The organism is Solibacillus sp. FSL K6-4121, assembly GCF_038002585.1.
In the GTDB taxonomy this organism is placed as follows: Bacteria; Bacillota; Bacilli; order Bacillales_A; family Planococcaceae; genus Solibacillus; species Solibacillus faecavium.
Genome location: NZ_JBBOCS010000001.1, coordinates 1,026,072 through 1,051,747 on the forward strand (window position 1 = coordinate 1,026,072; position 25,676 = coordinate 1,051,747).

At 37.1% G+C, this 25,676-nt stretch carries 20 protein-coding genes and 1 pseudogene; 16 read left to right on the top strand and 5 right to left on the bottom strand.

Annotation, left to right across the window (positions count from 1 at the left end):
- Window positions 1-39 precede the first annotated feature (39 nt).
- From MHH95_RS05225 to MHH95_RS05235, 3 genes are all read left to right on the top strand, one after another.
- Window positions 40-738 (top strand): CoA transferase subunit A, encoded by a 699-nt coding sequence (locus MHH95_RS05225; RefSeq protein ID WP_191701644.1) that lies wholly within the window; start codon window positions 40-42, stop codon window positions 736-738.
- Window positions 735-1,367, top strand: coding sequence for a 3-oxoacid CoA-transferase subunit B (locus MHH95_RS05230; RefSeq protein ID WP_191701692.1), 633 nt, complete (start codon window positions 735-737; stop codon window positions 1,365-1,367). Before MHH95_RS05225 ends, MHH95_RS05230 begins: the two co-directional genes overlap by 4 nt.
- Before the next feature lie 377 nt (window positions 1,368-1,744).
- A complete protein-coding gene (locus MHH95_RS05235) occupies window positions 1,745-2,527 on the top strand; it encodes a glucose 1-dehydrogenase (RefSeq protein WP_340726662.1) in 783 nt (260 codons plus the stop codon).
- Between the two features lie 78 nt (window positions 2,528-2,605).
- On the opposite strand, the gene MHH95_RS05240 is transcribed toward MHH95_RS05235, so the two are convergent.
- On the bottom strand, window positions 2,606-2,959 hold the full coding sequence (locus MHH95_RS05240) for a YbgA family protein (protein ID WP_340726663.1): 354 nt from the start codon (window positions 2,957-2,959) through the stop codon (window positions 2,606-2,608).
- Window positions 2,960-3,169: 210 nt separating this feature from the next.
- On the opposite strand from MHH95_RS05240, the gene MHH95_RS05245 reads away from it, so the two are divergent.
- The 3 genes from MHH95_RS05245 (at window position 3,170) to MHH95_RS05255 (ending at window position 6,767) form a co-directional block, all read left to right on the top strand.
- Window positions 3,170-4,531 (top strand): acetamidase/formamidase family protein, encoded by a 1,362-nt coding sequence (locus MHH95_RS05245; RefSeq protein ID WP_340726664.1) that lies wholly within the window; start codon window positions 3,170-3,172, stop codon window positions 4,529-4,531.
- A gap of 79 nt (window positions 4,532-4,610) precedes the next feature.
- The gene (locus MHH95_RS05250) at window positions 4,611-5,126 is read left to right on the top strand and encodes a hypothetical protein (protein ID WP_339214724.1); all 516 of its coding nucleotides are present in this window, start codon (window positions 4,611-4,613) and stop codon (window positions 5,124-5,126) included.
- Between the two features lie 186 nt (window positions 5,127-5,312).
- Window positions 5,313-6,767, top strand: coding sequence for a Fe-S-cluster redox enzyme (locus MHH95_RS05255; protein WP_340726665.1), 1,455 nt, complete (start codon window positions 5,313-5,315; stop codon window positions 6,765-6,767).
- 67 nt (window positions 6,768-6,834) lie between these two features.
- Here MHH95_RS05255 and MHH95_RS05260 read toward each other — a convergent pair whose 3' ends face one another.
- Window positions 6,835-8,019, bottom strand: coding sequence for a CaiB/BaiF CoA transferase family protein (locus MHH95_RS05260; RefSeq protein WP_339214727.1), 1,185 nt, complete (start codon window positions 8,017-8,019; stop codon window positions 6,835-6,837).
- A 325-nt stretch (window positions 8,020-8,344) separates the two neighbouring features.
- A complete protein-coding gene (locus MHH95_RS05265; RefSeq protein WP_340726667.1) occupies window positions 8,345-9,196 on the bottom strand; it encodes a CAP domain-containing protein in 852 nt (283 codons plus the stop codon).
- A gap of 835 nt (window positions 9,197-10,031) precedes the next feature.
- Here MHH95_RS05265 and MHH95_RS18640 point away from each other — a divergent pair.
- The 9 genes and pseudogenes from MHH95_RS18640 to MHH95_RS05310 form a co-directional block, all read left to right on the top strand.
- Window positions 10,032-10,541 (top strand): annotated as a pseudogene (locus MHH95_RS18640) (S-layer homology domain-containing protein); the annotation flags it as partial.
- Window positions 10,542-14,524: 3,983 nt separating this feature from the next.
- The gene (locus MHH95_RS05275) at window positions 14,525-15,820 is read left to right on the top strand and encodes a trypsin-like peptidase domain-containing protein (RefSeq protein ID WP_340726669.1); all 1,296 of its coding nucleotides are present in this window, start codon (window positions 14,525-14,527) and stop codon (window positions 15,818-15,820) included.
- 435 nt (window positions 15,821-16,255) lie between these two features.
- Complete coding sequence (locus MHH95_RS05280) at window positions 16,256-16,642, top strand: hypothetical protein (RefSeq protein WP_191701634.1); 387 nt, start codon at window positions 16,256-16,258, stop codon at window positions 16,640-16,642.
- A 60-nt stretch (window positions 16,643-16,702) separates the two neighbouring features.
- Window positions 16,703-17,002, top strand: coding sequence for a hypothetical protein (locus tag MHH95_RS05285; RefSeq protein ID WP_191701633.1), 300 nt, complete (start codon window positions 16,703-16,705; stop codon window positions 17,000-17,002).
- A gap of 27 nt (window positions 17,003-17,029) precedes the next feature.
- Window positions 17,030-17,419 (top strand): MerR family transcriptional regulator, encoded by a 390-nt coding sequence (locus MHH95_RS05290; RefSeq protein ID WP_191701632.1) that lies wholly within the window; start codon window positions 17,030-17,032, stop codon window positions 17,417-17,419.
- Window positions 17,420-17,996: 577 nt separating this feature from the next.
- A complete protein-coding gene (locus MHH95_RS05295; RefSeq protein ID WP_340726670.1) occupies window positions 17,997-19,115 on the top strand; it encodes a DUF418 domain-containing protein in 1,119 nt (372 codons plus the stop codon).
- A gap of 9 nt (window positions 19,116-19,124) precedes the next feature.
- A complete protein-coding gene (locus tag MHH95_RS05300; protein ID WP_340726671.1) occupies window positions 19,125-20,228 on the top strand; it encodes a sensor histidine kinase in 1,104 nt (367 codons plus the stop codon).
- A complete protein-coding gene (locus MHH95_RS05305) occupies window positions 20,225-20,830 on the top strand; it encodes a response regulator transcription factor (protein ID WP_191701629.1) in 606 nt (201 codons plus the stop codon). Before MHH95_RS05300 ends, MHH95_RS05305 begins: the two co-directional genes overlap by 4 nt.
- 456 nt (window positions 20,831-21,286) lie before the next feature.
- Window positions 21,287-22,903 (top strand): histidine kinase N-terminal 7TM domain-containing diguanylate cyclase, encoded by a 1,617-nt coding sequence (locus MHH95_RS05310; RefSeq protein ID WP_340726672.1) that lies wholly within the window; start codon window positions 21,287-21,289, stop codon window positions 22,901-22,903.
- 307 nt (window positions 22,904-23,210) lie between these two features.
- On the opposite strand, the gene MHH95_RS05315 is transcribed toward MHH95_RS05310, so the two are convergent.
- Window positions 23,211-23,675 carry a hypothetical protein gene (locus MHH95_RS05315; RefSeq protein ID WP_340726673.1) on the bottom strand — a complete coding sequence of 155 codons (465 nt, stop codon included), beginning with the start codon at window positions 23,673-23,675 and terminating at the stop codon, window positions 23,211-23,213.
- Window positions 23,676-24,064: 389 nt separating this feature from the next.
- Between MHH95_RS05315 and MHH95_RS05320 the strand changes: the two genes are divergently transcribed.
- Complete coding sequence (locus MHH95_RS05320; RefSeq protein WP_340726674.1) at window positions 24,065-24,601, top strand: GNAT family N-acetyltransferase; 537 nt, start codon at window positions 24,065-24,067, stop codon at window positions 24,599-24,601.
- A 451-nt stretch (window positions 24,602-25,052) separates the two neighbouring features.
- On the opposite strand, the gene MHH95_RS05325 is transcribed toward MHH95_RS05320, so the two are convergent.
- Window positions 25,053-25,607 carry a GNAT family N-acetyltransferase gene (locus MHH95_RS05325; protein WP_340726675.1) on the bottom strand — a complete coding sequence of 185 codons (555 nt, stop codon included), beginning with the start codon at window positions 25,605-25,607 and terminating at the stop codon, window positions 25,053-25,055.
- Window positions 25,608-25,676: the final 69 nt, after the last annotated feature.

Consider the following 25,676-nt stretch of genomic DNA (forward strand, 5'->3'; position numbering starts at 1 on the left):
TCTCAAAAAAATTAGAGTTATCTTTTCAGGGGGGTTGAAATGAAGAAAGTATACGATTCATTTGAACGTGCAGTCGAGGATATTACGAATGGTTCTACTATTATTGCTGGTGGATTTGGTCTGTGTGGTATTCCTGAGAAATTAATTGCGGCGTTAGAAAAAAAGGATGTAACAGATTTAACCGTTGTGAGTAACAACTGTGGAGTAGATGATTTTGGATTAGGTTTATTACTTAAAAATAAACAAATAAAAAAAATGATTGCATCCTATGTTGGTGAGAATAAAACTTTTGAGCAACAATTTATTTCAGGAGAGCTAGAAGTCGAATTAACACCACAAGGTACCTTAGCCGAGAAACTTAGAGCTGGAGGTGCTGGAATTCCCGGTTTTTATACTGCAACAGGCGTTGGAACACCTATTGCAGAAGGTAAAGAAGTGAAAGAATTTGATGGTGAAGTGTATTTATTAGAAAAAGCAATTAAAGGGGATTTTGCTTTAGTTAAAGCATGGAAAGCAGATAAGAGTGGTAATTTAGTATTCCGAAAAACCTCTCGGAATTTTAATCCATTAGCTGCCATGGCTGCTAAAATAACTATAGTAGAGGTGGAGGAATTAGTAGAGGTTGGAGAAATAGATCCGGACTTTATTCACCTACCGGGTATTTACGTTCAGCGTATAGTAGTTGGTCAAAATTATGAAAAACGCATTGAACGTCTCGTTGTAAAGGAGAATGCATAGTGTCTAGAGATGTGATTATAAAACGTGCTGTTCAGGAAATTTCAAATGGGATGTATGTAAATTTAGGCATCGGAATGCCCACATTGATAGCGAATAATATACCTTCAGATTATGAAGTGTTTCTACAGTCTGAGAATGGTTTGCTTGGCATTGGGTCTTACCCTACGGAAGAGCAAGTTGATGCGGATTTAATAAATGCGGGTAAAGAAACTGTTACAGCTAGCAAAGGCGCTTCATATTTTGATAGTGCAGAAAGCTTTGCTATGATCCGTGGAGGACATATTGATGTAGCGATTTTAGGTGGAATGGAAGTCTCTCAATACGGTGATCTAGCTAACTGGATGATTCCAGGAAAACTAGTTAAAGGTATGGGAGGAGCAATGGACTTAGTAGTAGGTGCAAAAAAAGTTGTTGTGATTATGGAGCATACGAATAAACATGGTGAAGCAAAAATTAAACAAACTTGCTCTCTTCCACTTACAGGTAAAGGTGTCGTTCATCGATTAATAACTGAATTAGCAGTTTTCGATTTTAAGAATGGAGAAATGATTCTCATCGAATTACAACCAGAAGTTACATTAGAGGAAGTTAAAGAAAAGACAGAAGCTTCATTTGTTGTGAATATATAAAGTAAATTATTAATTGCACTTTAGAGATAGGCGATCGGCCGTAAATAATACCATCCTACTTCTCCCATAAATGTATCAAATCAGGTTTATAAAGTTCTAGTTTGTAATAAAAACAACAAAAAAACCATCTTAAAAAACCCTTGGAAGCCAATGCTTGAAGGGTTTTTTCTGCGTTCTAGCCCATTTGCTCTACATCGTTAGATACATTTCTAAAAGAACAAACATTTTTTATTAGTTGGCTCGCCTCTTGTTTTTCCATCATCTTACCATATTTAATATTTAGAAAACTAAATTCCTTATTAGAGCTATAAATTTCAGTTAAAAAGAAAATAATAAATTCTGAATGAAGAGCTTTTTATTATAAAGGAGGACAACTCATGAATCGTTTTGAAGAAAAGGTCGTAATTGTAACGGGTGCTGGCTCGGGATTAGGACAGGCTGCAGCATTACAGCTGGCAAAAGAAGGCGCTAAGCTAGTGCTTGTTGATATTAACCAGGCCGGATTAGATGATACGAAATCAAAGGTACAAGCGGTAGCGCCAAAAGTGGAGACACTTCTAGTTACAGCAAATGTGGCAACGGAAAGCGAAGTAGAGAACTTTGTCAATCAAACGGTGGAACGCTTCGGCAAGATTGATGCCTTCTTTAACAATGCCGGAGTGGAAGGAAAACAAAATTTAACAGAAGACTATGGGACCGATGAGTTCCAAAAAGTTGTCTCAATCAACTTAAATGGCGTATTTTACGGTATGAAGTATGTATTAAAGGTAATGAAGGAACAAGGCTATGGAACAATCGTCAATACGGCGTCTGTCGGCGGTATTCGCGGGGTGGGAAATCAGTCAGGATATGCTGCGAGTAAGCATGGCGTAGTTGGGTTAACAAGAAACTCCGCGGTAGAGTATGGTGAGTTCGGGATTTCTGTAAAAGCAATTGCCCCTGGTGCGATTATGACACCTATGGTCGAAGGATCTTTGCGTCAAATGGGCGGCGATAACTGGGAAGAAGCCGGTAAACAATTTGTCCAGGGCAATCCGATGAAACGCTTTGGTAAGCCAGAAGAAATAGGTTACTTAGTGGCATTTTTATTATCCAATCAAGCTGACTTCATTAATGGTGCTGTTATTCCAATTGATGGCGGACAATCATATAAATATTAATCAAACGACTTATAAGAGCGAAATAAAAAGCGCTTTTATAGGTTTTTTATTTTTCAGGAAGCATCGATCCCGAATCATTCAATCCTTCAAAATACGACTTTCCAGTAAATAGTTTACTTCATATTTTTGAGCCAATCCTTTTAGTAATTGTAATAGTCCAGTAAAATCTGTTTCCTCCAGCAATCGTTCATACTGCATTTTTTCTTCGGCACTTGCACATTTTTTAAAGTATCCCCACATATGCTGGCATGCATTGCGCATACTGCCGTTTGTCGCTGTTTGATTATGTGCATCCGTGATGAGCTGAGCCACCTCGTCATATGATAAATTATCCTTCATTGCTTGTCGGATCGCATTATAGTGGTTCTGGCTATGGAACATGACACGATATTTTTCCTCCCGCCATAACTGCTCGGTCTGCTTTTGGTTCATACAATGCTACCCCCTTCTTATATTGAATAATTTCCTTCTTATTATCATTATATAAGATAAAGAAATGTTTTACATTTGTTAATAAATCACCTCGATATTAGTATGTAAAAAATTGTATAATAGAGTAAGAGCATATTTTTATGAACAGAAACGAAATACATTTGAAATTTACTGAATATACATACAATTTAAAGGGGAGAGGGTTTTTTTATGTTAAATGATCTTGCACCTAATTTTGAACAACAAGAGGATTTATTGAATCCAGAGCAACCAGCTATTGAAGCTGCTGAAACATTATTCGTCAATGAATTTACAGATGGGATACTAAATCCAAATGCACCGATGCTGGGACCGGTAAAGGATGGCGGCACGATTATCGCTAATACAGCACCTGGGTGTTGGGGACCAATGATTACACCGACCATTCGAGGTGGACATGAAGTGACAAGACCTGTGTATGTGGAAGGCGCGGAAGTAGGGGACGCAATCGTTATCCAGATTAAGTCCATTCAAGTGACATCGATTGCTACTTCTTCAGGTACGGATGAAGCACAGCTAGATCGATTTATCGGAGATCCATTTGTGAAGGTGAAATGTCCGGGCTGCGGTAAGTTGCATCCTACAACCGTCGTACAAGGTATTGGGCAGGAGTCGGTAAAATGTGTGACATGTGGTACGGATACGACACCGTTTAAAATCTCGAATGGCTACACGATGACATTTAATTCAAAAGGCGAAATCGGATTGACTGTTGGAAAAGAAGCAGCACGTCGAATCGCCTTGGATGCAAAGAATTTTATGCGAACACCGGAAAAGTCCATTCAAAATCCAATTACGTCGTTTGGACCAAGTGATTTAATTGGTGTGATGGCAAGAATGCGCCCTTTTGTCGGGCAGCTAGGAACAACACCATCCAAGGCAATGCCGGATTCCCATAATGCAGGTGATTTTGGCACGTTCTTAATTGGAGCACCACATGAGTTTACGATGACGGAAGATGAACTTGATATTCACCGTACAGATGGACATATGGATATTAACCGCGTTCGTGAAGGGGCGGTAGTAATCTGTCCGGTAAAGGTACCGGGCGGAGGTGTTTATGTAGGGGATATGCATGCAATGCAAGGTGATGGAGAAATTGCCGGGCATACGACAGATGTAGCAGGGATTGTGCAGCTGCAGGTGAGTGTATTAAAGAAAGTGAATTTGGAAGGGCCAATTATTCTACCTAATGAAGAGGACTTACCGTACACGGCGAAACCGTTTACTAAAGAAGAGAAACGCAAGGCACGCGAACTGGCGGAGGAATTCGGTGTGAAGCAGGTGGAAGATAGTTTCCCATTGTCAATAGTTGGTACAGGACAAAATTTAAATATAGCAACAGACAATGCACTGGAGCGTACAGCGAAACTATTTGAAATGACAGTGGATGAAGTGAGAAACCGTGCGACAATAACAGGCTCAATTGAAATAGGTCGTCATCCCGGTGTCGTAACTGCTACAGTTCAAATGCCGAAATCACTTCTAAAAAAGGCTAGACTCTTTAAAACAATTAAACGCCAGTACGATTAAGGAGCTTAAGTACTGGAAGTTTTTTTCAATTGCTTTTCGGGAAACAGGATTGTAATAGAAAAACAGAAGGGGTGATGCTATGCAACCATTAATTAGGAAAATAGAAGCAGTTGTCATCTCCATTGGAGTTCAGTCAGGTGTGGGGACTATCGAGGCCGTAAGTGAAAAGGACGACAGCAAAAAGGCAATCTTTCAAATTACGTCAAAAACGCCATTAATGACAAAGGACGGCTATCAAATTGGTATTTCAGCCATCCCGGTGAAGGCAAAAATTATTGTGTTCGTTGATTCTAAAAGTCCATCGCCAATGGTCTCGCCCCCACATATTACGCCACTGCTCGTTATTTATGATCAGTATGATAAAAAAGGAGAAGTATGTGTTGGTGCGTTTGATAAAATGCTCTATTGCGAACAGTTGAATCTCAAGCTCCATATTAATGAAGGAACAGAAATAGTGGATTTAACTGGGAAGCGAGTGGATCGAAGCGAATTGACTGAAAAAATGGTATTCGTTTTCTATGACCGTGCAACACGCAGCATGCCAGTACAAGCAAATCCAACGAAACTCATTGTGACACCTTATAGTGCATACTAAATAGTGAAAGGGCATATCGGTTTTTACCCGCAGTCGTATGAGTTTACTACCATTCTGATACGGAGTTGCGTTAATAGATCGGTATGCTTTTCTTATGGGAAAAAATAAATTTCCTTTTCATGTACTTCTAAATTTTGTTATATTTTTGTATAGAGAAAAGACAAGGGAAGGAGGAGGATATTGTTGTTGCTTTCATATGATGAGCAGCTTTTCCAACAAACGAACGGACAAATAGGGGAGAAGCTTGAGCAAGCTTTGGAAGAACCATCTCTGTTTGATGAAAACCTCCCTATTTGGGGCGCTCCCATGTATAGTGACACTTTTTTGTTGAAGCAGGAGCGTGCGGAGAAATTTTGTTTTCAGCTAGTGAAATATTATTGGGATAAATTTGATTTATTTTTTTACGATTCTTTTAGCAAGGCAAATATGAATGTCGATATGGCCAATGAAAAGTTGGGGCAATTTTTTGCACAGCCACAAAACAGAAAACAACTATTCACATTTTTACATACGCAAGGGGAAGTCGAATTTGAACAGTTAATAGAATTTATCTTTGCAAAGGCTATTCGTACACCCCGTCCACAAACAGGGCTTAATAAAATTTATGTTTATAAAGTCAACAATCAATTTTTTGTACAGCCCATCTATTGTGAGCATGAAAAGTTCTGGCAAGTGATTGGCGCCAAAAAAATATATTCAGTATTTTTACAGCTTCCTTTGAAGAAAATCTCGCGCCCTGTGGAATTAATGGCAACTTTTAAAGCACTGCTTGCCGAGCAGTTGACCGTTAATCGGGTGGCGACAATCGTTCATAAGCTCATACAGAAAATCGATTTTGAAAATCCGAAATCCGATGAATTAAAGCAGCTCCATCTATTGAATGTACGCACACATTTTACGAGTGGACGCCGCCATATGTTAAAGCTCCGCAAATGCATCTATGCCCTTCAGCGAAATTGGTCGACCGGGGAATTTGCACTCAATAACAAAGAGTATACGTTGCTTGGTTATATGCTATTTCAAGAGGCCGTATTTAAAAAGGATTACAGGAATATTTTAATGCAGGGGATGTACTTAATTGAGGAAGAACGACTGAATAACCACGCCATCGAGCTTGTCGTCGAATATACGGACGTTTTAAGTAGTATGAATCCTCAGCCGGATGCACTCGTAAAGCATTACCGGAAAAATTATATAGAGCATGTGTTTTATGAACTGATAGATAGCGTAGTAAAAGAGGAGAAATTTGAACAAGGAATTGAGCTTTTGAGAAATTATGAGCTTGCAACTTGTACAGTTATTTTCGAATTGCTGCAATCTGATGACTATGAGGATATTTTACATAAAATTGAGGCAACGATTCAACGTGATATTGCCATTTTAGTAGATGGTTCCATTCATAAAGTTCGTGAATCGCTGGCGACATGGCAAATTGAATATTTGGATTCACGAAGTCCATATAATGCAATTGCTCTAATGACATCCCAACATATTTGCAATTTGTTGAAAATCCTGTTTTATGCAGAGGAAGATAACTTAGTGGAAAAGTTATTGGCTGTATATAAGAAATATTTACTCGTACCTGCTCATTTTTATAATCTGCGTCAGTTTATTGAGCATCGGGTTATGGTAACCCGTTAACGATAAAAAGTAGGATGGAAGAAAGGTGAATCAACGGATTCTTTGGAATCTAGATTCACCTTTTTATTTAAATTAACACACCATTTGCTTTGAGCTTTTCAATTTCTTCTTGAGTATAGCCGTATGTTTTTAAAATTTCCTCAGTATGTGCACCCATTTTTGCCCCAACATATTGGTACGTAGGCTCGACTCCACTAATTTTTAAGGCTGTGCCGATTTGGCGCTGTGTTGAGCCATCTGATTTTTTCACATCTACGAGCATATTGCGGGCTTGGATTTGTGGATGGTTGCATGCTTCATCAAATGTAAGTACGGGTTCTACGCAACCTTCGAAATCTTCATTAAAAATTTCCAGCCATTGATCAAATGTTTTTGTGCAAAAGGCGTCCGTTACTGCCTCTTTAAATCGCTGCTGTGTATAGGATGAGTCATTAAATGTGCTGTCAATAAGCTCCGGAATTTCTAACGCTTCACATAATAGTTTACGGAATTGCGGCTCTAGACTGCCGACTGAAAAATATCGCCCGTCTTTTGTCCGGTAATAATCATAAAATGTGCCGCCATTTAAAATTTCCTCTTCCGGCTGAGGAGGGCGCCCGCTTCCAAGGTATTGAGTGCCGTACAGCGCGTTCATCGCAAACATGGCATCGGTCATAGATACATCAATGAATTTCCCTTCACCGGATTTTTCACGATGCAGTGCCGCAGCTAATATTCCGATGGCAGCATGCATTGTCCCCCCGGCAATATCCGCAATCTGAATCCCCATCGCAACAGGCTTTTTATCCTTTAAACGTGAATGATTCAATACCCCGCCAACTGATAAATAGTTATTATCATGACCTGGGCGTGTTGCGTATGGACCCGTTTGACCGTATCCTGTGATTGCACAGTAAATAAGGCGCGGATTAATCTCACGCAATGTATCATAATCAATGCCTAGACGCTTCATGACACCTGGGCGAAAACCTTCGATAATAATGTCGTAATCCTTCACAAGCTTTTTAACAATTTCAATGCCTTCTTCAGATTTTAGATTTAGTTGCAGTGATTTTTTCGAGCGGTTTAAATGCTGATGAATGTAGGATTCCTTCTCTTCATCATAAGGCGGCATTATACGCATTAAATCCACTCGGCGATTTGATTCAATATGGATGACTTCTGCCCCTAAGTCTGCAAACATCATCGTAGCAAGTGGTCCCGGTAATAGAGAACAAAAATCCAGTATTTTTAATCCATTTAAAATTGTCATGCCCATCCCCCTTAATGATCACACATTGTATTAATACAGGTTAATATAAATTTATTGTATTATAACAGTTAATAAGATAAATTCCTATATTTATCCTTTTTAATATGAAAAATTTTAAAATTTATTCAGGATGTACATAAGAAAACAACTATCTCTTTCAATAGTATTCTATTATTATATTTTAAATACTCAGAAAATTATAGTGCAAAAATAAGCAAATGTAGCAAAATATGCAGAAAAAAGGGTTATTTTGGACAACTATTTCTCAAATGGAAAGATAAAAGGCCGCATTAAAAGTAACATCACTCTTAATACGACCTGTAGATTATAAGGAATAAAAATTGATGGTAAAGTAAGGCAGGCTTTGGGTATTGAATTCGACGCCAACAAATGCGTGGGTAAATTGCTTACGCAAAATGTTTTCCCGGTGAGTCAAGGAGTTCATTAACGCTTCATGTGCGTAAATGGCACTATATTGACCACATGCTAAGTTTTCGCCCCACCAGTCATATGCCATGCCGCCATTTTTCATGCGGGCTCCACCACGTAAGCCTTGCATATCCATATGACCGAAATAGTTGTAAGTGGCCATGCTTAAGCTATGGCTACGGGCAATGGCGTTATATTCCGGTGTATATTGTAAAGGAAGCAACCCTTCCGAAACGCGGGAAGCATTAATTAGTTCCATCATCAAATCTTCAAAGCTGTCTCGTAAATCCGGTGATGGCGCAGCAAAGAAGCCTACTTTGGACATTTCTGTTTCGGCATCTATCGCCATTATGGATCGTACTTGGAAGTTTTTATGCACATCATAAAAGAATGTTATATATTGATGATCAATTAAATAAGTACCGCTTGTTTCAGCATTGTATTTATCATCATAGTACTGTCGGAAGCGTCGATTGTTTTTTATAATATGTGTTATTGGTTCGCCGTATTGTGCTTTTACTGCCTGACGCGAGTCGCCAATGGAAATACCACAGACCGCTTGCCCAATGCGCGTTTCATAGCCGGCTACCGCAATGTTGTTTTTCGTGCCAATTAAATGGAACTGGTTATAGTCTAAAGAGGGGATGCTCCATTTTAAATCATATTCTGATGCAAAAGTTTTGATTGCTGTTGTTTTTGTGACTACCGTAGACTCAGTTGTTAATGGAATAAGAACATCTTGATTCATCGCTTTCCCCTTTGCCGATTTCAATGAATATATCACATAATCTTATATTTATATTTTATTCTACTACTCACGAATACTATATTAGCGCAATTACTATGAAACTTTCATGAAAGGTGATTTGCTTAGTTTTAAAAAAACGGTAAAGTTATTACAGGTAATATGTAAAAATACCTACGTTAGTTTTGGTGAATTCCATATAGCGCCAGTTTATAATTTTTATGTATAAAAATAACAATTAGAATAAAGGTGCATAAGTTTAAAGTATAAATGTATTAAGGAGTAAAATATAACATTATAGTTTATTTTATAGCAATGGAAATTTAAAATTCACTTTTTTATCATTTTAAACTGGGTAATTTGAATTATTTTTTAGTTAGTGCATGTGGAAAACGAATAAAATAATAATAAAAAGAATGAAAATAGACAATTTTATATGGCGTCTTACAGAGACTGTCATTTGTTGATTGTTTGCTAGTGATTAGAACTATTTTTGAGCGGGTAATGTATAAATGGTTGGCTATTTATTATAGAACGGCTTTGCTTTCTGACTTTCATGTCAGAAAGCAAAGCCGTTCCTTTTTGTGTATAAAGAAGTAGAGGATACTTCTTTTAAGTAATATGTGAACGATTTTCCTACTTTAGAAAGAAAAACTATATAAATTTGATACAGTTTTGTGCACTATTGGCCGATATAAAGAGCGTACGTGCTAAAAAAATGTACAAATTTGCATACTTCAAAAAGGGGGGATTTTCTAGCATGGATTCGAAAAAAGGGAAAAAGCTTTCGAAGGCTACAGTCGCAACAGTTTTAGCAGCGAGTGGTGTCATAGTAGCAATGCCGCAACAGACAAATGCCTATTCATTTAACGATTTAAATCCATTTGCAGATTATTATGAGCCGATTTTAGATTTGGCCAACCGCAAAATCGCGACGGGCTATTCAGATGGCTCTTTTAAACCAAATCAAGCAATTACTCGGGAAGATGCCGCTAAAATGCTGGCACTGACGATTGATGTTAATATAACAAACCCAAAAAATCCAGGCTTCAAAGATGTAAAGATGAGCAATCCAAACTACCGCTACATCGCAGCATTGGCAGAGGCAGGGGTTATTAACGGGTATTCCGATAAAACTTTTAAGCCGAATGAACCCATTACGCGCGGACAAATGGCGAAAATCTTAACACTTGGTTTCAAATTTGGGGTTTCTTCAAAGCTAAACCACGGATTTAAGGATGTAACTGCAAAAAATGCAAACGCCTACTTCATTCAAACACTTTATGACCTGAATGTAACGAAGGGGAAGACACCTGTTTCATTTGATCCGTTTAATACTGTAACTCGTGCACAAATGGCGACATTTATTTGGCGCGCGGAAAAGGCGGATCGAGGCAATCCTGTATATGAGGTTGGCGATATTACTGGCAATCAAATTTACATAAACGGTGTTGCGCATACGATTGCGCCACACTTAAGAAGCATTTTAAATGCAGCGAATAAAAACGTATTGCAAGGTGCCTACATTGAAGGGAAATTTTCCGGAAACACAGTTCAAAATATTTCAAAGCTAACGATTAATGCGAGTGGAAATTCTTCTCGATTATTGGCGCTTGATGGGGGCTATTCTTCATTTGCAGGGGAGCTCATCGTCCACGGCAGCTATGTGCGCTTTAAAAATATTAACTTTACCGGACGTGTGGAAGTGGCAGAAGCACCACGACGTTCACTTGCAACTTTAAGCAATATACGTATTGCAAGTGTTGGCAATATCGCGTCATTCATCGATTGGGGAAAACCGACTGTCCCAAAAAATGAAGATTTCCTGAACCCAATTGATAAAGAAACATTACAAGACAAGCCAGACCCAACAAAGCCACCTCATTTACAGAAGTATACAGATCGTATGTCGAACTTAAAGAAGTATGTGGACTTTGAAAACGCGGATATCCGTCATTTATATGTAACGTCCGATCGTACATTTGTAAAAGCCAATTACGAAATTGACCGTCTGACATTACAAGGAAATGTGGCAAATGTTGAGCTGTATGCAAGTCCGAATGCGATGTACATCGACACAGACTACAATATATCGGTTTTTGGTGTACATGATATCCAGTATGTATACAAAAACACGTTAAAAAATGTGTCCTTTAAAACAGATAGTACATATGACTATTATTACATCACTTCAAGTAATGGCTTTACGGATATTGGCACACATGCTTATATTACAAACGCCATTATTCCGCCGAACAAAACAGTGAATGATGTTTTTGACGATTATAAAACGGATGACCCGAACATTGGCTATGTAAAGGACGAAAATGGGAAGGCGGTCGATCGTGATCCGGTGGAAAACACGATTATACCGGATGTTACTGGACCCAGGATTACACAGTTGGATGTGGCTGCTGGCGGATCGACAGCGGAAGTGACATTGACAGCTGATGAAGATGGAACTTACTACTATGTTGTAAAACCGGCTAAGGAAAAAGCGCCAACGATTAACGAAATTAAAACAGGCGGCACTAAATACAATGGCAACGGCCCGCTCGTAATGGACGAGCCAGTTAAGTTTACAGTAAGCGGTTTAGAAACAATGACGGATTATGTTATTTATGTCATTGTCATCGATAAAATGGATAACGTATCGGAAAAAGAGGAGCAGGAGTTCTCGACGATTGATAACCGACCACCTACATTCCGCTTAGACAAAGGGGAAACGATGTACGGCGGGAAACGCGTGCAGTTGGTCATTAAAGGAATTACTGAGCCTGGCGAATATTACTACTATATCCGTGAGAAATCACCGGTTACATTGCCTGATCCGACTGTTGATGAAATTATGAAACGTTATACAGGAAAAGGGACGATAGCAAAGCCTGAAGATGTGGTTATTACCGAAACAAAATACGGTGCAACCCCAGCCATTGGCGACATTAAGCCAAATACAGAGTATGAAATTTATGCTATCATGGTGGATAAATCCGGAAATAAAATGCGCAACCCTGCTCCGAAAATTACATTGAAGACGGAAGCGCCTGATACGACATATCCGTATGTACTGGATCCGCCAGAGCTACAATTGGCGGATAAGGAAAAAGGCTATTTCTACATTAACGTAAGTGAAGAACTGGACAAGGCAACTGCTGAAAATCCGGATAATTATTTACTATCCGGTACAGGGATTGTGAATATATCTGGTCATAAGGAAATGAAGCCAGTCGAGGTACAATATTCGAATAAGCGAATTCGTTTAACGATTCCTTCAGTAAGCTCTTTAGTTAACGGGGATACGATTGTTGCGACAATATTAAAAGGTGTCAAAGACTTAGCGGAAAACGAATTTGAAAACAAAGACGTTATTCCTGTAGGGATGTCACCGCGTAACTATGCACATTACAATCACTCGGATGCACTGCTGCCAAAAATTGATATTAAAAATGTTGTAACCGGTACATCTCAATATGAAATTGAAGTAAATACAAATAAAGCGGGTACGTACTACTACATGATTTTACCATCAGATTATGATCAAATAATTGCGGACCGCGGTATTACAAGCCGTCATTTCGTTGATGAATTTTCTACGGATCCGAATGTAGTGAAAGGGAAATTCCAAACGACTACACCAGCGGGTACAACAGATGATTATATTGCGGATGGGCAAAATCCGGCTCAACTGGGTGCTTTTAAATTTAATGTAACAAAGCCAACACCACCAAAGTTGAATCCATTTAAAAATTATAAGATTTTTATGGTGCTAAAAGATCGTTCGGGTCAACTTTCGAAAATTGAAAGCAGACCATTGATCAGCGATTCAAAACCACCGCTTGTTTCCGGATTTGAAGTAGAGAATGTGGAAGGCAGTGATACAAGAATTCGCGTATCGGCTAATGTTGATGAAAAGGCAAACTTCTTTGCATTACCTGTCCGCAAATACATTAGAAAGCCGGATGGATCCTATGAATTAAACCGTGACTACTTTGATGCTTCCGGTAAATTAAAAGATTTGGCAACGGTACTGAATACGACACCAAATGCACCTGATTTGTTTGATACATTCAAAAGTTTGGGAGCAAGGGATATTGGTCAATCGACTGGTCAAGGATCTTTTAGCTTTACACCAAACAACCTGAATTTAACAGCACATGAGGCGTACGGAATTTATGTAGGTGCGGTTGACTCGATTGGAAACTTTACGGTTTTACAGCGCAGCTCCGAAGCCAGTCTAGAAGCAGACGAGCCAAAAGGTGCACCAATGCAGGAAACGTTTTATACGGATGGGATTAGTCCATTTATAATGTCTAGTAAGGACAATCCATATGCTTCTATAACTACTGAAGCCATAATTTATCGAACACCAGATGCTAAATTTGAAATTACTTTTAATGAAGCTATTTTACGTCAGGATGAAACGAATTTAACAAATTATAATAAGTCGCAAATTAAAATTGCCAATTCATTAAATCTCTCGTCCATACTGAAAATTACAAACTCAGCTGGGGAAGATATAACGGGGGAATTTGCATTTGATGGCTATACGTTAGGTGCTAAAACTACCGATGAATCTAAATTGGTAATTAAACCTAATAACCCAAGCGATGCTGATAAATCAATTACAGTAACTCTAAGAGATAATTTAACGAATGCGTATGATTATAAAGGTAACCGTACATTCGATATTTCTAAACTTGGTAAATATATTTACCCTTCAAATAAAATAAATATTATGTCTAACGCTCTGTTAGGAACGAGAATGGCGGACCCTAACAACTCGAAAGAAATTATTATTACACCACAATTAAGTGCTTCAGATGTTAAAGAGGTATTCTATGTTGTTGTAAATGATGGCGTAACATATGCTCCAACAGAAACAGATATCTTAAATGTTGTGAGATACGGCCGACAGCCTTCAGCAGTCACAATTAATCTATATGGCAAAATAATGATTGGTAGCCCAGCCGACACAAGTAAGCAAATTACTTTAGTTGCTAATGGAGCATCCAATGTTTTCCGTAAAGGTCAAAAAGTATATATGATTACGTTGGATAGATACGGCAACCTTAACTGGGTTATGAATGAAAATATACGAACTCAAAATTACAGTACAGTAGTTGATACGCATTAGTTATATGCATTGAAATCATGTAATTTACGAAAACCTCAAGCTAATCCCACAATGCAATTGCAGAGTGGGATTAGTTTTTTTTAGTGTAAATTACTTTTTAATAAATTTTAATAAAGTTCAATCATTTCGTTATGGATTAATTACAATTTTTGTATTATTCTAGGAGTATAGGTGTTTATAACTAAGGGGGATATTAGGTGAAATGTAATAAATGCGGCTTTCAAAATGAACCGCAAGCAAACTTCTGCTCTTCTTGTGGGAAGCAATTTAACCAAGCAAAGACCCCGACATGGATTTATGCTTTATTAGTAGTGCTGATTATTGCTACTGGTGGAGTAGGTTATGGTGTATGGGAAGTGTATCAAAGAATCTCACAACCGGATTCGAAAAATATTACGGCAGAAGCTACTTCAGATGACGCCTCTATTGAACAAGTTGTAAAAGATATAACAAATAGCATCGATGAAAAACCAGTTGACCGCGTAACACTTATTAGAGATGTACAGCAAAAAGTATTTACGGTGATTACCGATTATGGGCGGGGGTCCGGCTTCCTTTATGCAAAGGGAGGTTATGTCGTTACAAACGCACATGTTGTGGATGGGGAAGTTGATGTATTGGTACGGAATTTCAATGGTCAAGAATTTGAAGCGAAAGTTATTGGTATTTCAGAAAGCTTTGATATTGCATTACTTCATGTACCGGATTATCAAAATGAATCTCCATTACCAATCGAGTCCAAAAAATCACCAACTGGTCTTGAAGTTATTGCTTTTGGTAGCCCACAAGGGTTTGATAATACCGCATCGCCCGGCTTTATTACAGGACATGACCGGGATATGGAAGTGGGTCGCTTTATTTATAAAGAAATTTACCAGGTTGATGCACAAATCGATAAAGGGAGTAGTGGGGGAGCGTTAGTAGATGCCACAACTGGTAAGGTAATTGGCATTAATTCTTTACTTTATACCTCTGAAACTAGTACAAATTTTGGGTTTTCAATTCCGCTCTATAGCATGACTAAGTATTTTGATGAATGGATTCAAGCACCTATGTCCCGTGATAGAGTACTGGCAGTTGCAGGTATTTATGAGTCTTATGATCTGTACGAGGAAAATTACGATGAGCCTTCTGAGAACGAAATTGATTCCGTTTTAGCAGGTCAATTTGTCCAATCATTCCGAATGTATTATGAACAAGCGCTTAACGAGAGCAATTTTTCCTGGATTGCGGATATGATTATTGATAGTGCCTATATAGAACTGGAAGAATATATTGCCGACATTTCATATGAGGGACATACTTTTGATTTTTTAACAAATGATATTTTGGATGTTATATATGAAAATGGTGAATATGCCGTCAATATGAATGAGACATTTGATTTTTATAGTGCATCGGGAGACTACGAACATTTCGATCGTTACAAAACGTATACAGTTGTGATCGATCAAAACGGTGCATTTAAAATTTCACAAATTAAAATTCATTAAAGTATTTAAACTGGAATCCTATTCTCTAAATAAAGAAACAAAGAAGCCCTTTACTTGTATTTGAAGTGAAGGGCAATTTTGTTGTACTGGATCCTATTTACGCGCATTAATCTAATTTTGTTAATAGTTCTATGTTCTTTATAAAAATAAAAAAGCTATTAATATTCTAATATATTTTTCTAGGAGATTAAATTGAGCCTTCCATTTTTCAAAATCATCCCTTGTTGATCGTATCAAATTTGATTTGTCAGACCGTCACAACTCGTCCGATCAAAAAGATTTAATAAATTTTAAGTAAATTAAAATATATATTGTCGTGTTAAAACACGACGGTATGTATTTTTTTATTTTAAGAAAATTTTAAAATATGTCCCTTTTTTTATTTAAATCTGACATATATAGAGCAACAGATTATAGCAGAGGGAGGTTTGAAAAATGAGCTTATTATTAGAGCATCAATATTTCTTTGTATCCAAAAAATTAGGGACCGTGATTGGGGCTGATCAAGCATTACTGTTGCAGCAACTCCATTATCGTTTGGAAAACCAAGGTGTAATGAAAGAGGGGCAGAAATGGTATCGCCAAACTTATAAAAATTGGTCAAAGCAACTCGGCATGTGGAGTGCTCCAAAAGTGAAAAGCTTGTTAATCAAATTGGAAAAAAATAAAATCGTTATCTCGACCGACAAGTTTAACCGTTTTTATGTCGATCGCTCGAAATGGTACCGGATTGATTATGAAAGAGTAAATCAGATGCTTCATACGCAGTTTCCCGAAAAAAATGAGTATGTACGTATAAATAAAGATACTGCTTTTAATTGATTGACATGGAGCTAACTCCATCTTTTAAAGTGAACGTATGAAAAGAATGGAGTGATATAAATGGCAGTTGTGACAATGTTGATTGGGTTATATGCATTTTTAACGGGTATTGCAGGGATTAAACAATGCAGGACAGAAGGATTTCAAGTTAGAAGCTTCATGTTTGTCCTTGTATCAATAGGTATCATTGTAAGTCTATTCATCCCAAATAAAGAGTGGCAGTTTTTATTGCTTCTTGTTGCCTTTATCTTGTTGCATCTATTGGCGATTGCCCAGGGGATCGCAACAAATGGCCGTATTAATTATAGACATCATATCATTCGATTCATTTTCCATTGTATAATTATTCTAATGGTTTAAAAATTTATAAAATAGTGGGTGATATTGATGAAAATAGGCGAATTCGCAGAGTGTACTGGCATAAGTAAAGATACGATTCGATACTATGAAAAAATAGGTTTATTACAGCCAGAAGTAAAAAACAAACATCGTGAGTATCAAAATCATGACATCATTTTAGTTGAAACCATTATTAAACTTAAACAAACCGGATTTTCATTACAGGAAATTAAAATGCTTATTGAATGGTCGAACAATACAGATCAAAACAAAGAATTAACACAAGAGGAAGTTCAAAATGTTCTCCAAATAAAAGAACTATTTCAAAACAAATACGAACAGAAGGTACAAAGGGAAAATAACATTAAACAAATAAAGCAGGTATTACGAAAGGTAGATTATAAAATTGAACAACTACTAGAAAGAAATGAAGGTTAGAGATATTGAACTTTTTATTTTTACAATAAATAAATGAATAAAAAACTCAACAACAAAACAACATGTACACCCCCTCTAATCTAAGTAGCTATATGCTAATTTTTCTCTTTAATAAATTTAAGTTCAATAACAATTTGCTGAACGATGAACCCGATTATGAAAATAAATGTCCAATCGGGATGTACATTAATTCTTTTTTCGTATGACGAATTGACGAAAATATTAATAAGAACAAGAAACATCATTATAAGAAAAAGTATTCTTATATAATTTTGGGTGAACTTTATTGATAGCGGAATTAATGAGCAATGGCACGTAGTTTATTTTAAAAATTTTGCTAGTAAAAATAGCTACCAATCTATCAATCACCAATAAAGTAATCAGGAAAATATAAATACTCAAATCTTACCCCCTTTAAAATTTCTTAACATTATTATACAATATATTCCAATTCCGAAAAGCAGAGTTAGCTAAATTAATAAATGACACGTGTCATCTGGATTTATTGACGCCTGTCGATATTTTCGTAAGTATCCTCCAATGTACGATAAAGGTAAGGAATTGGAGGGGGATTAAGATGAAACGTATCGCTTTAATCGATATTTTAAGAGGAATCGCTATTTTAGGGACACTTGGAACGAATATTTGGATTTTTGCTCATTTAGGGGATCTCAAGTATATAACGACGACGGATTTTAGCAGTTGGTCGAATATGAATGATATTTTACGCATGCTTGTACTGTTTGTATTTAACGGTAAGCTGCTCGGCATGTTAACGATTATGTTCGGAGTAGGAATGGCGATAAAATACGAGCAGTCCATCCGACGTAATAAGCCGTGGATTGGGGTGTATAAGTGGGTCATCGTATTTTTAATGGTGGAAGGCCTTCTGCACTATGTATTTGTAATGGAGTATGATGTGCTCATGAGCTATGCCGTCACTGCAGCAATTATCGCTGTCATTCTAAAGCGCGGAGAACGGGCGATGACACGGGCGTTATGGGTTGCTGGAGCAATACATTTAGGGATGATTGCGCTCATTTTCACTTCCATGTTGCTAGGGCCAGCGTTTTCTATGGCAAGCTCTCCGGAACTGATTGCGATTTATGCAGAAGGAACATGGCTGGAGCAGGTACAGAATCGTCTGGCGAATTTTATGTTCTTTAGAACAGAGGCAATTTTTATTATCCCTTTAAATATCTGTTTATTTATTATCGGTATAAAGCTTAAGCGAAGCGGTGCTTTCTCCTTTAATGAGCGTGGGATTGCCATTCAGCGAAAATTGCTCACTTGGGGTCTAGGTCTTGGATTGCCTTTGAATGTATTGACGTTTGTACCAGGCGGTCTCTTTGATTTTCCTGTCCGTTATATATTTGCGCCTGTGCTCGCATTTGGTTATTTAGGGCTGATTGCCTTTCTTGTTCGGACTTGGAGTACGTGGCGCATTTGGAAATGGCTTGAGAAAACGGGTCGTACGTCTTTAAGCTGTTATATTCTGCAAAACATAACTGCTACAGCTATTTTTTACGGTTGGGGTTTAGGCCTTGGTGGTAATTTAAATAGTGTGGAAATTATAGGGATTTTTTGTATGATAGTAGTAGGACAAATAATACTCTCAAATCTGTGGTTAGCTAAATTTCCGTATGGACCAATCGAATGGCTACGGAAAGGAATTCTGCAGAGACTGGAAAGATAGGGGGGCTACATGCTGGAATGGTATCCTAAAAGTCAGGCAAGATATTATTTAATCATCGATGTACTGACGGTCCTACTGTTCAGTTATGCGGTTGTCGTGTCGGAGCAAATTCCGTCACTTATTTTCAAAATTGTAGTTATAGCTATTTATTTAGGTGCCTATTATATAGCACTGTGGCATCAGGATGGTCTATTGCTTCCTGCTACCGTGCTGGGTTTTGTTATTACGGCGTATTTGGCTTATATAAGTGGACCGCAGTGGATCTTCTTTCAGTTTGCCTTTGCAGACCTTGTTGGGCGCGCTGTTAATCGACGTATTTTGTGGATTGCTACGTGTATAAATTTTCTCCTTCTTGCCAGTCTCGTCTGGCGCTATCAGGATGTGCTGTTTTCAAACGCCCAGTCAATTGTACTGGCGGCTATGGTTTTTATTTTGCTATTGCCATGGTTACGCTATTATATTGAGAAATCCAAGCTGCTTCAACGTGAGGTCGATGAAGCGGCAGTACATATTGCGATGCAGCAGGAGCGTCAGCGAATTGCCCGTGATCTGCATGATACTTTAGGGCATACGTTAACAGTCATAAAGGTGAAAACAGAGCTCGTTTCCAGGCTAGTGCCACACGATGATTGCCGGATTCATAAGGAGCTCGATGATATTATACTGACAGTCCGCACAGCCCATAAGCAAGTGCGTGAAATTATATCGGAAATGAACTTTCTATCCTTGGATGTTGAACTGAAACATTGTGAGGAGTTGCTTAAGAATGCTGAGATCCGTGCACAGATTGAGCATCAGCTTAAAAACACTCTGCTATCCAGTGTGCAGGAAACGATGCTTGCCTATAGTATTCGGGAGGCGGTAACAAATGTTGTGAAGCACAGTCACGCATCTATGTGTAAAATACACCTTTATCAAACAGAGGACCGAGTGGAAGTAGCTATTGTTGATAACGGAGTAGGTTTATCCGATAAGCGGCATGGCAATGGACTATTTACAATGAAGGAACGGATGAGGTCATTAAAGGGAAATGCAGAAGTGACGTATGACACGGAGGGGACGAAGGTGTTTCTGACAATTCCACTGTACTCAATACAGGAGGGGGAAAAATGATTAGAATTTGCATCGCCGAGGATCAGCAACTGCTAAGGGGAGCTTTAATATCGATTATGGAGCTTGAGGAGGATTTACAAATTGTAGGTGAGGCAGCAGATGGCAAAGAAGCATGGGCTTTAATAGAAAAGGAAATGCCGGATGTATGCATTTTGGATATTGAAATGCCGCATTTATCCGGATTGGAGGTAGCTGCGAACATTCGCCGTCATAATTATCCTTGCAAAATTATGATTATGACAACTTTTGCAAGGTCCGGTTATTTGCAGGAGGCAATGGATCTTCATATAGATGCATATGTCCTGAAAGATGAGCCGATCCAATATGTAATGGGTGCTGTACGTAAAATAATGCAAGGTGAGAGGGTAATCAGTCAGGATCTTGCTGCTGCTTTATTTATGAATGAAAAAAATCCTCTAAACGAACGGGAAATTAATGTGCTAAAGCTCGTGAAGGATGGTTATACGACGAATGAAATTAGTAAGCAGTTATTCCTGACTAAAGGCACAATCCGCAACTACCTATCTTTATCCATTCAGAAGCTCGAAGTTGAAACAAGGCAGCAGGCTGTACAAAAAGCGGTGGAAAAGGGCTGGATTTAGTCGGAGATGAGAACGTAAGCGACTTTTCCCAAAAAGACAGTTCAGTTAGAGAGCTACATCATTAAAAGAAAATCGCATGTGGTATGGTGAATTTTATAATAAATAGAGACAGATTTACATATATTTTTCTAAAGTAATGACTTTAAAAGAATATTTTATGCCAAAACTAAGTAAAGTCATTAAATGGCTTTACTTTTTTAGTGATTGTAATTGGAAAATTACTCATTATTTATATAATGAATTGTAAAAATAATAAAGTTATTGAATAATATTAATATGATTGCACTCTAAGCTGCGCATAGACAAGAGTTGGAGAAAGTTGTGAAGTCAAACATATTCGTATAAGAAAATAAAAGTGTGAATAAGAAACCTCATAATGATATTACTAAAATTTTCATAATCACATATTTAGATAATCAAGTAATTACAAAATGATTATAAGGAGGAAATCACATTATGAGCTATAACTTTGTACTTTCAGCAATTCTAGTTCTTTTCAGCTTTTGTTTCATAGTGTTGCTCTACTATTCTTGGCAAAATAGAGACACCCCAATTTCGATTAGTTATGGCTTAGGTGTGTTAGCCGCTTCTTTTTATACATTTGGATATGCTTTTCAACTCGTAAGTACGACAGTGGAACAAATGCTTTTTTGGATACATGTTCAGTATATAGGTATTCCTTTTGGGCCGTTTATTTGGATAATTATGATATTACAGTTCACAGGTAATCAGAGGATTTTAACAAAGAGGAACATTGCTTTATTATCAATTGGTCCACTTTCCACATTAGTTACCCACTTTACAAATGAGGGGCATCAATTATTTTATAGAAGCATGACTTTAGATTATTCCCAAGGGTTCCCACTTATCTTTTTGGATAGAGGTCCGCTTTTTTACTTACATATTGGTTACGCTTATAGTTACTATTTAATTGGTCTATGTCTATTAGTCCATATGTTCCTTAAGTCAAATAAGGAGAGGAAAAAACAGGTCGCGCTAATGATGATTGGTTCTTCATTTGTATTTGGTTTTCCATTCATTCATTCAATAGGTGTAATAAAAATACCAATCGATATATCTCCTTTTGGACTTGTTTTTTCGGCTGTATTTTATTTATGGGGAATATACCAATTTAATATGCTTAAATTATCTCCTTTAGCGATGAAAAAAGTTTTCGAATCTATAAATGATGCTGTAATTATTTTCGATATAGATAATACTTTAAAAAGCTATAATAAATCCTCCAATATATTGTTTGAACAGTTACCCGATAAAAAGTTAATTGGTAGCTTTGCATCACAAGTTCTATCTCATTTCCCGCCTCTATTGACATTTATTGAACAAAACCCGGAAATAGACAAACTAACAACCCAATCAATGCAATTAGGAGAAAAATTTTATAATGTTCATTTTTCTTATATCAATGGAAGTAATAATAAACCAGTGGGCAAAATGCTAATATTACATGATATTACAGAATCGATAAAGTACGAAGAAAGTTTACTTCAGCAATCCAAACAATTTGAATATTTAGCTCATCACGACATACTAACAGGTATATATAATCGTACTTATTTCGAGGAAGAAGTAAAACGAAAATTGGCGCAGTCCGGAAAAAAAGACGGCGCATTAATGATATGTGATTTAAACTTTTTTAAAGAAATCAATGATAAATATGGTCATCTAACAGGAGATAATGTGTTGATTTTTACGGCGAACTGCTGGCATGAGAATTTACCAAAGCCACATATACTAGCACGTTTAGGTGGCGATGAATTTGTCATGTTTTTTGAACAAATCGGGTCGAAGGATAAGTTTTTAAAGCAAATAGAAAAGGCCCGTGATGTATTCCGAGTTAATCTGTATAAGCAGGACAACATCGAAATCGAAGTTGTACCAAGTATTGGCATTGCTTTTGTTGAAGAAGAGGGTACTAATTATGAGCATCTCTATCATACTTGCGATGTGCATATGTATGAGGATAAAAGATATATAAAAGAACAGACTCAATCGTACAATAAATTCGGCCCTGTTCAATCGATTGCCTACGAAGAAAGTTCCAATAGTGAATAATAAAAATTGAAATTATATTATATAGCTAGAAAAAATAGGCCGCGTTTCTTTAAAAGGAAACGGCCTATTTTATTTAGTTATGCTTCAAGTTTTAATACTATTTTCGTGAAATCTTTAAAATCGTCAATGAAACATAGTACCTTTTGAAAAAGATCCAAATAAAATAATGAAATCCGATTTATACGTAGCTTAATTGTTTCAACCAATTGTTGCTGTATTTTTTGGCGGAAAAACCTCACTTATACTTATTACGGAGAACCGTATTATAAGTGAGTGCGTTTTAATTATTGATGGAAGCTAGTAGCCTTCACTCAAAAGTTCTACCATCATGTATAAACTCATAAAACTGTAAAAATTCATTTTCTGACACTTGGCGACCTAATGTCGTTTTTGTTACGAATGCTTGCTCCTCAACAATAAGAGATCTATCCTCATAAAATGTGAAATTAATGGCAAAAGTAGTTTCGTTATTGTAAAAGCGAACTTTTAGTATCTCATCGTCACGAAAAACGGACTCATTAAATTCGATATCTTGTCCTCGTGTGACGTTAATCTTTGCTAATTGTTTATAAATCTCATTCAGTTGTCCTCTATCGGATGTCCTGTACATACTATCATGTTGATAGTCCATAACGACCAGCTCCGTCATTTCACTAAGTTCCAGAAAAGAATTTTTTAAATCTCGAGCTAATGGTTTTGGCCCTTGCGTCAAGTAAAAACTGATTGCGATGATAATCAGTAAAACTAAAATACCCCATTTTCTTTTTTTCATTTTCTTTATTCCTTACTTTAATATTTTTCCTGCCAACAATGAGGCAAGCGTTTCTTTTAACTCTCGTACTATAAGTGTATTGTATAATTGGTAATATAATTTTAACAGATAAAAGAATTTATGTAATATTTATCAATATATATTTAAAGGAAATGATAAAAAAGGGCAAAAAAACGCTTCAAGCATTTCCAGCTTGAAGCTATGTTTATTTATATAATTAATTTACGCACAATTCCCATTATTTATTGGGAGCGAAGTAATAATGAAAGAGCACAAATAATTCTTAACGTTAAGATGAACAGAAGGAAAAATGAAGCAGTGCACTGTTAAATTTACGAGTATGAGTTAATGTTCAATAGATTTAAGTCATATAAATTAGGAGGTTTTTAATGGTATCTATACGCCGTATTGATCAAAAAAATTACCCAACGGGAAAACAAGTATCTTATCATTATACATCTGAAAAGTATTATAAAGTTCAAACGGATGCTAACTCTATGGGATGGAACTTTTCTCTGACGGAAGAAGTATTTGAAATTCCATTTGAAAAAAATCTTGAAGAGGAGATTTTTGATTCACATAAAGAAGGTTCAGAGGTTTATGTATCAGAGCATAATGGTGAAGAAACGGGAATTATAGTAATCCAGCACATGGAGTGGAATAATACATTATTAATTCATGACTTATATATTGATAACCGGTTTAAAAGAAAAGGTATAGGCAGTGCCTTAGTAGCCATTGCCCAAAAACGTGCTCGTGAAATGGGTGTCAGAATGATTGTGTTAGAAACACAAACTTCTAATTATCCAGCCATTCAGTTTTATTTGAAGGAAGGTTTTCAAATGATTGGATTAAATTTAAATTCCTATTCAAATGAGGATGTTAAAAATAACGAAGTGCGTCTTGAAATGGGCTATATTATATAAGCGCCAAGAGAAAGTGCACAATGCAATGCTTGAAATTATGCAGAAATTTACTTGATATAGAAGGGAAATAAGTTGTTCGAAGTGAAGGTGGCGACTCCCAGGGGACAAGCAAAATTTATTTTGCGACGAGTAACCGCAGGAGCAATTATTTATGTGACGAGTAACCGCAGGAGCAATTATTTATGCGACGAGTAACCGCAGGAGCACGTGGGAGAGACGTAAGGAACAAAAGCTAAAAACGCCACGTCCTATGGCAACGCTTTTGTGACCAACATCCTGTTGGCCTCGTGCCCCCAGGAAAGCGTCCGCCGTAACGGAGAACAACGGCTACGAAGTATACACAATAATAAAGCCGTTCAAATTTACTAATCGTAAAATTTGAACGGTGTTTGATTTTGAAGCGGGTTTTGTCCCAGCCCCATATATTTTTATCGGTGGTGTTTCTACTTCATTAAGCCTGTTGATATTCCTCTTTTAATATAGAATAATACACACTGTCCACTAGTGTTCCGCGGATCATATGATTTTTTCTCATTGTACCTTCATGGGCCATACCTAAACGACTCATCAATTTTGAAGATGCTGCATTTCTAGTATCGGATTCCGAAAATACCCGTTCTAAGCCTAGCGTATTGAAAGCTAAATTAAGTATTAAGTTTCCGGCTTCATTCATATAGCCTTTTCCCCAGAAGTTTCTGTTCATTGTAAAGCCGAGTTCACCACTTTTGTTCCATTCGTGCACGCGGAACTCGATTGCCCCGATCATTTTATTGCTTTCCTTTAACACGAGTGCATACTTGCCAAGAGGTTCTTTCAAAAAATAATTTTCGATCATTTTCTTCGTTTGAGTCAGCTCTTTATGGGGTTCGAATAGGAATTTAACTGTTTCCTCATCCGCCATATATTCATACATATCTTCGGCATCCTCAAGAGAAATCGGACGTAAAAAGAGACGTTCGCTTTCCAATTCGCTGTGTTCTTCTAGTAAGTGATTAATATTTTTCATAGTGTTTTCTCCAATTATTATGTCTTTAATTCGAGAGTGTTTTAGGCTTACTTATCATAACATAATATA

What these genes read in the sequence shown, in the direction of transcription:
- MHH95_RS05225 (WP_191701644.1), top strand. Translation starts at nt 40, where the DNA reads ATGAAGAAAGTATACGATTCATTTGAACGTGCAGTCGAGGATATTACG.
- MHH95_RS05235 (WP_340726662.1), top strand. Translation starts at nt 1,745, where the DNA reads ATGAATCGTTTTGAAGAAAAGGTCGTAATTGTAACGGGTGCTGGCTCG.
- MHH95_RS05240 (WP_340726663.1), bottom strand. Translation starts at nt 2,959, where the DNA reads ATGAACCAAAAGCAGACCGAGCAGTTATGGCGGGAGGAAAAATATCGT.
- MHH95_RS05245 (WP_340726664.1), top strand. Translation starts at nt 3,170, where the DNA reads ATGTTAAATGATCTTGCACCTAATTTTGAACAACAAGAGGATTTATTG.
- MHH95_RS05250 (WP_339214724.1), top strand. Translation starts at nt 4,611, where the DNA reads ATGCAACCATTAATTAGGAAAATAGAAGCAGTTGTCATCTCCATTGGA.
- MHH95_RS05260 (WP_339214727.1), bottom strand. Translation starts at nt 8,019, where the DNA reads ATGACAATTTTAAATGGATTAAAAATACTGGATTTTTGTTCTCTATTA.
- MHH95_RS05265 (WP_340726667.1), bottom strand. Translation starts at nt 9,196, where the DNA reads ATGAATCAAGATGTTCTTATTCCATTAACAACTGAGTCTACGGTAGTC.
- MHH95_RS05280 (WP_191701634.1), top strand. Translation starts at nt 16,256, where the DNA reads ATGAGCTTATTATTAGAGCATCAATATTTCTTTGTATCCAAAAAATTA.
- MHH95_RS05285 (WP_191701633.1), top strand. Translation starts at nt 16,703, where the DNA reads ATGGCAGTTGTGACAATGTTGATTGGGTTATATGCATTTTTAACGGGT.
- MHH95_RS05290 (WP_191701632.1), top strand. Translation starts at nt 17,030, where the DNA reads ATGAAAATAGGCGAATTCGCAGAGTGTACTGGCATAAGTAAAGATACG.
- MHH95_RS05295 (WP_340726670.1), top strand. Translation starts at nt 17,997, where the DNA reads ATGAAACGTATCGCTTTAATCGATATTTTAAGAGGAATCGCTATTTTA.
- MHH95_RS05300 (WP_340726671.1), top strand. Translation starts at nt 19,125, where the DNA reads ATGCTGGAATGGTATCCTAAAAGTCAGGCAAGATATTATTTAATCATC.
- MHH95_RS05305 (WP_191701629.1), top strand. Translation starts at nt 20,225, where the DNA reads ATGATTAGAATTTGCATCGCCGAGGATCAGCAACTGCTAAGGGGAGCT.
- MHH95_RS05310 (WP_340726672.1), top strand. Translation starts at nt 21,287, where the DNA reads ATGAGCTATAACTTTGTACTTTCAGCAATTCTAGTTCTTTTCAGCTTT.
- MHH95_RS05315 (WP_340726673.1), bottom strand. Translation starts at nt 23,675, where the DNA reads ATGAAAAAAAGAAAATGGGGTATTTTAGTTTTACTGATTATCATCGCA.
- MHH95_RS05320 (WP_340726674.1), top strand. Translation starts at nt 24,065, where the DNA reads ATGGTATCTATACGCCGTATTGATCAAAAAAATTACCCAACGGGAAAA.
- MHH95_RS05325 (WP_340726675.1), bottom strand. Translation starts at nt 25,607, where the DNA reads ATGAAAAATATTAATCACTTACTAGAAGAACACAGCGAATTGGAAAGC.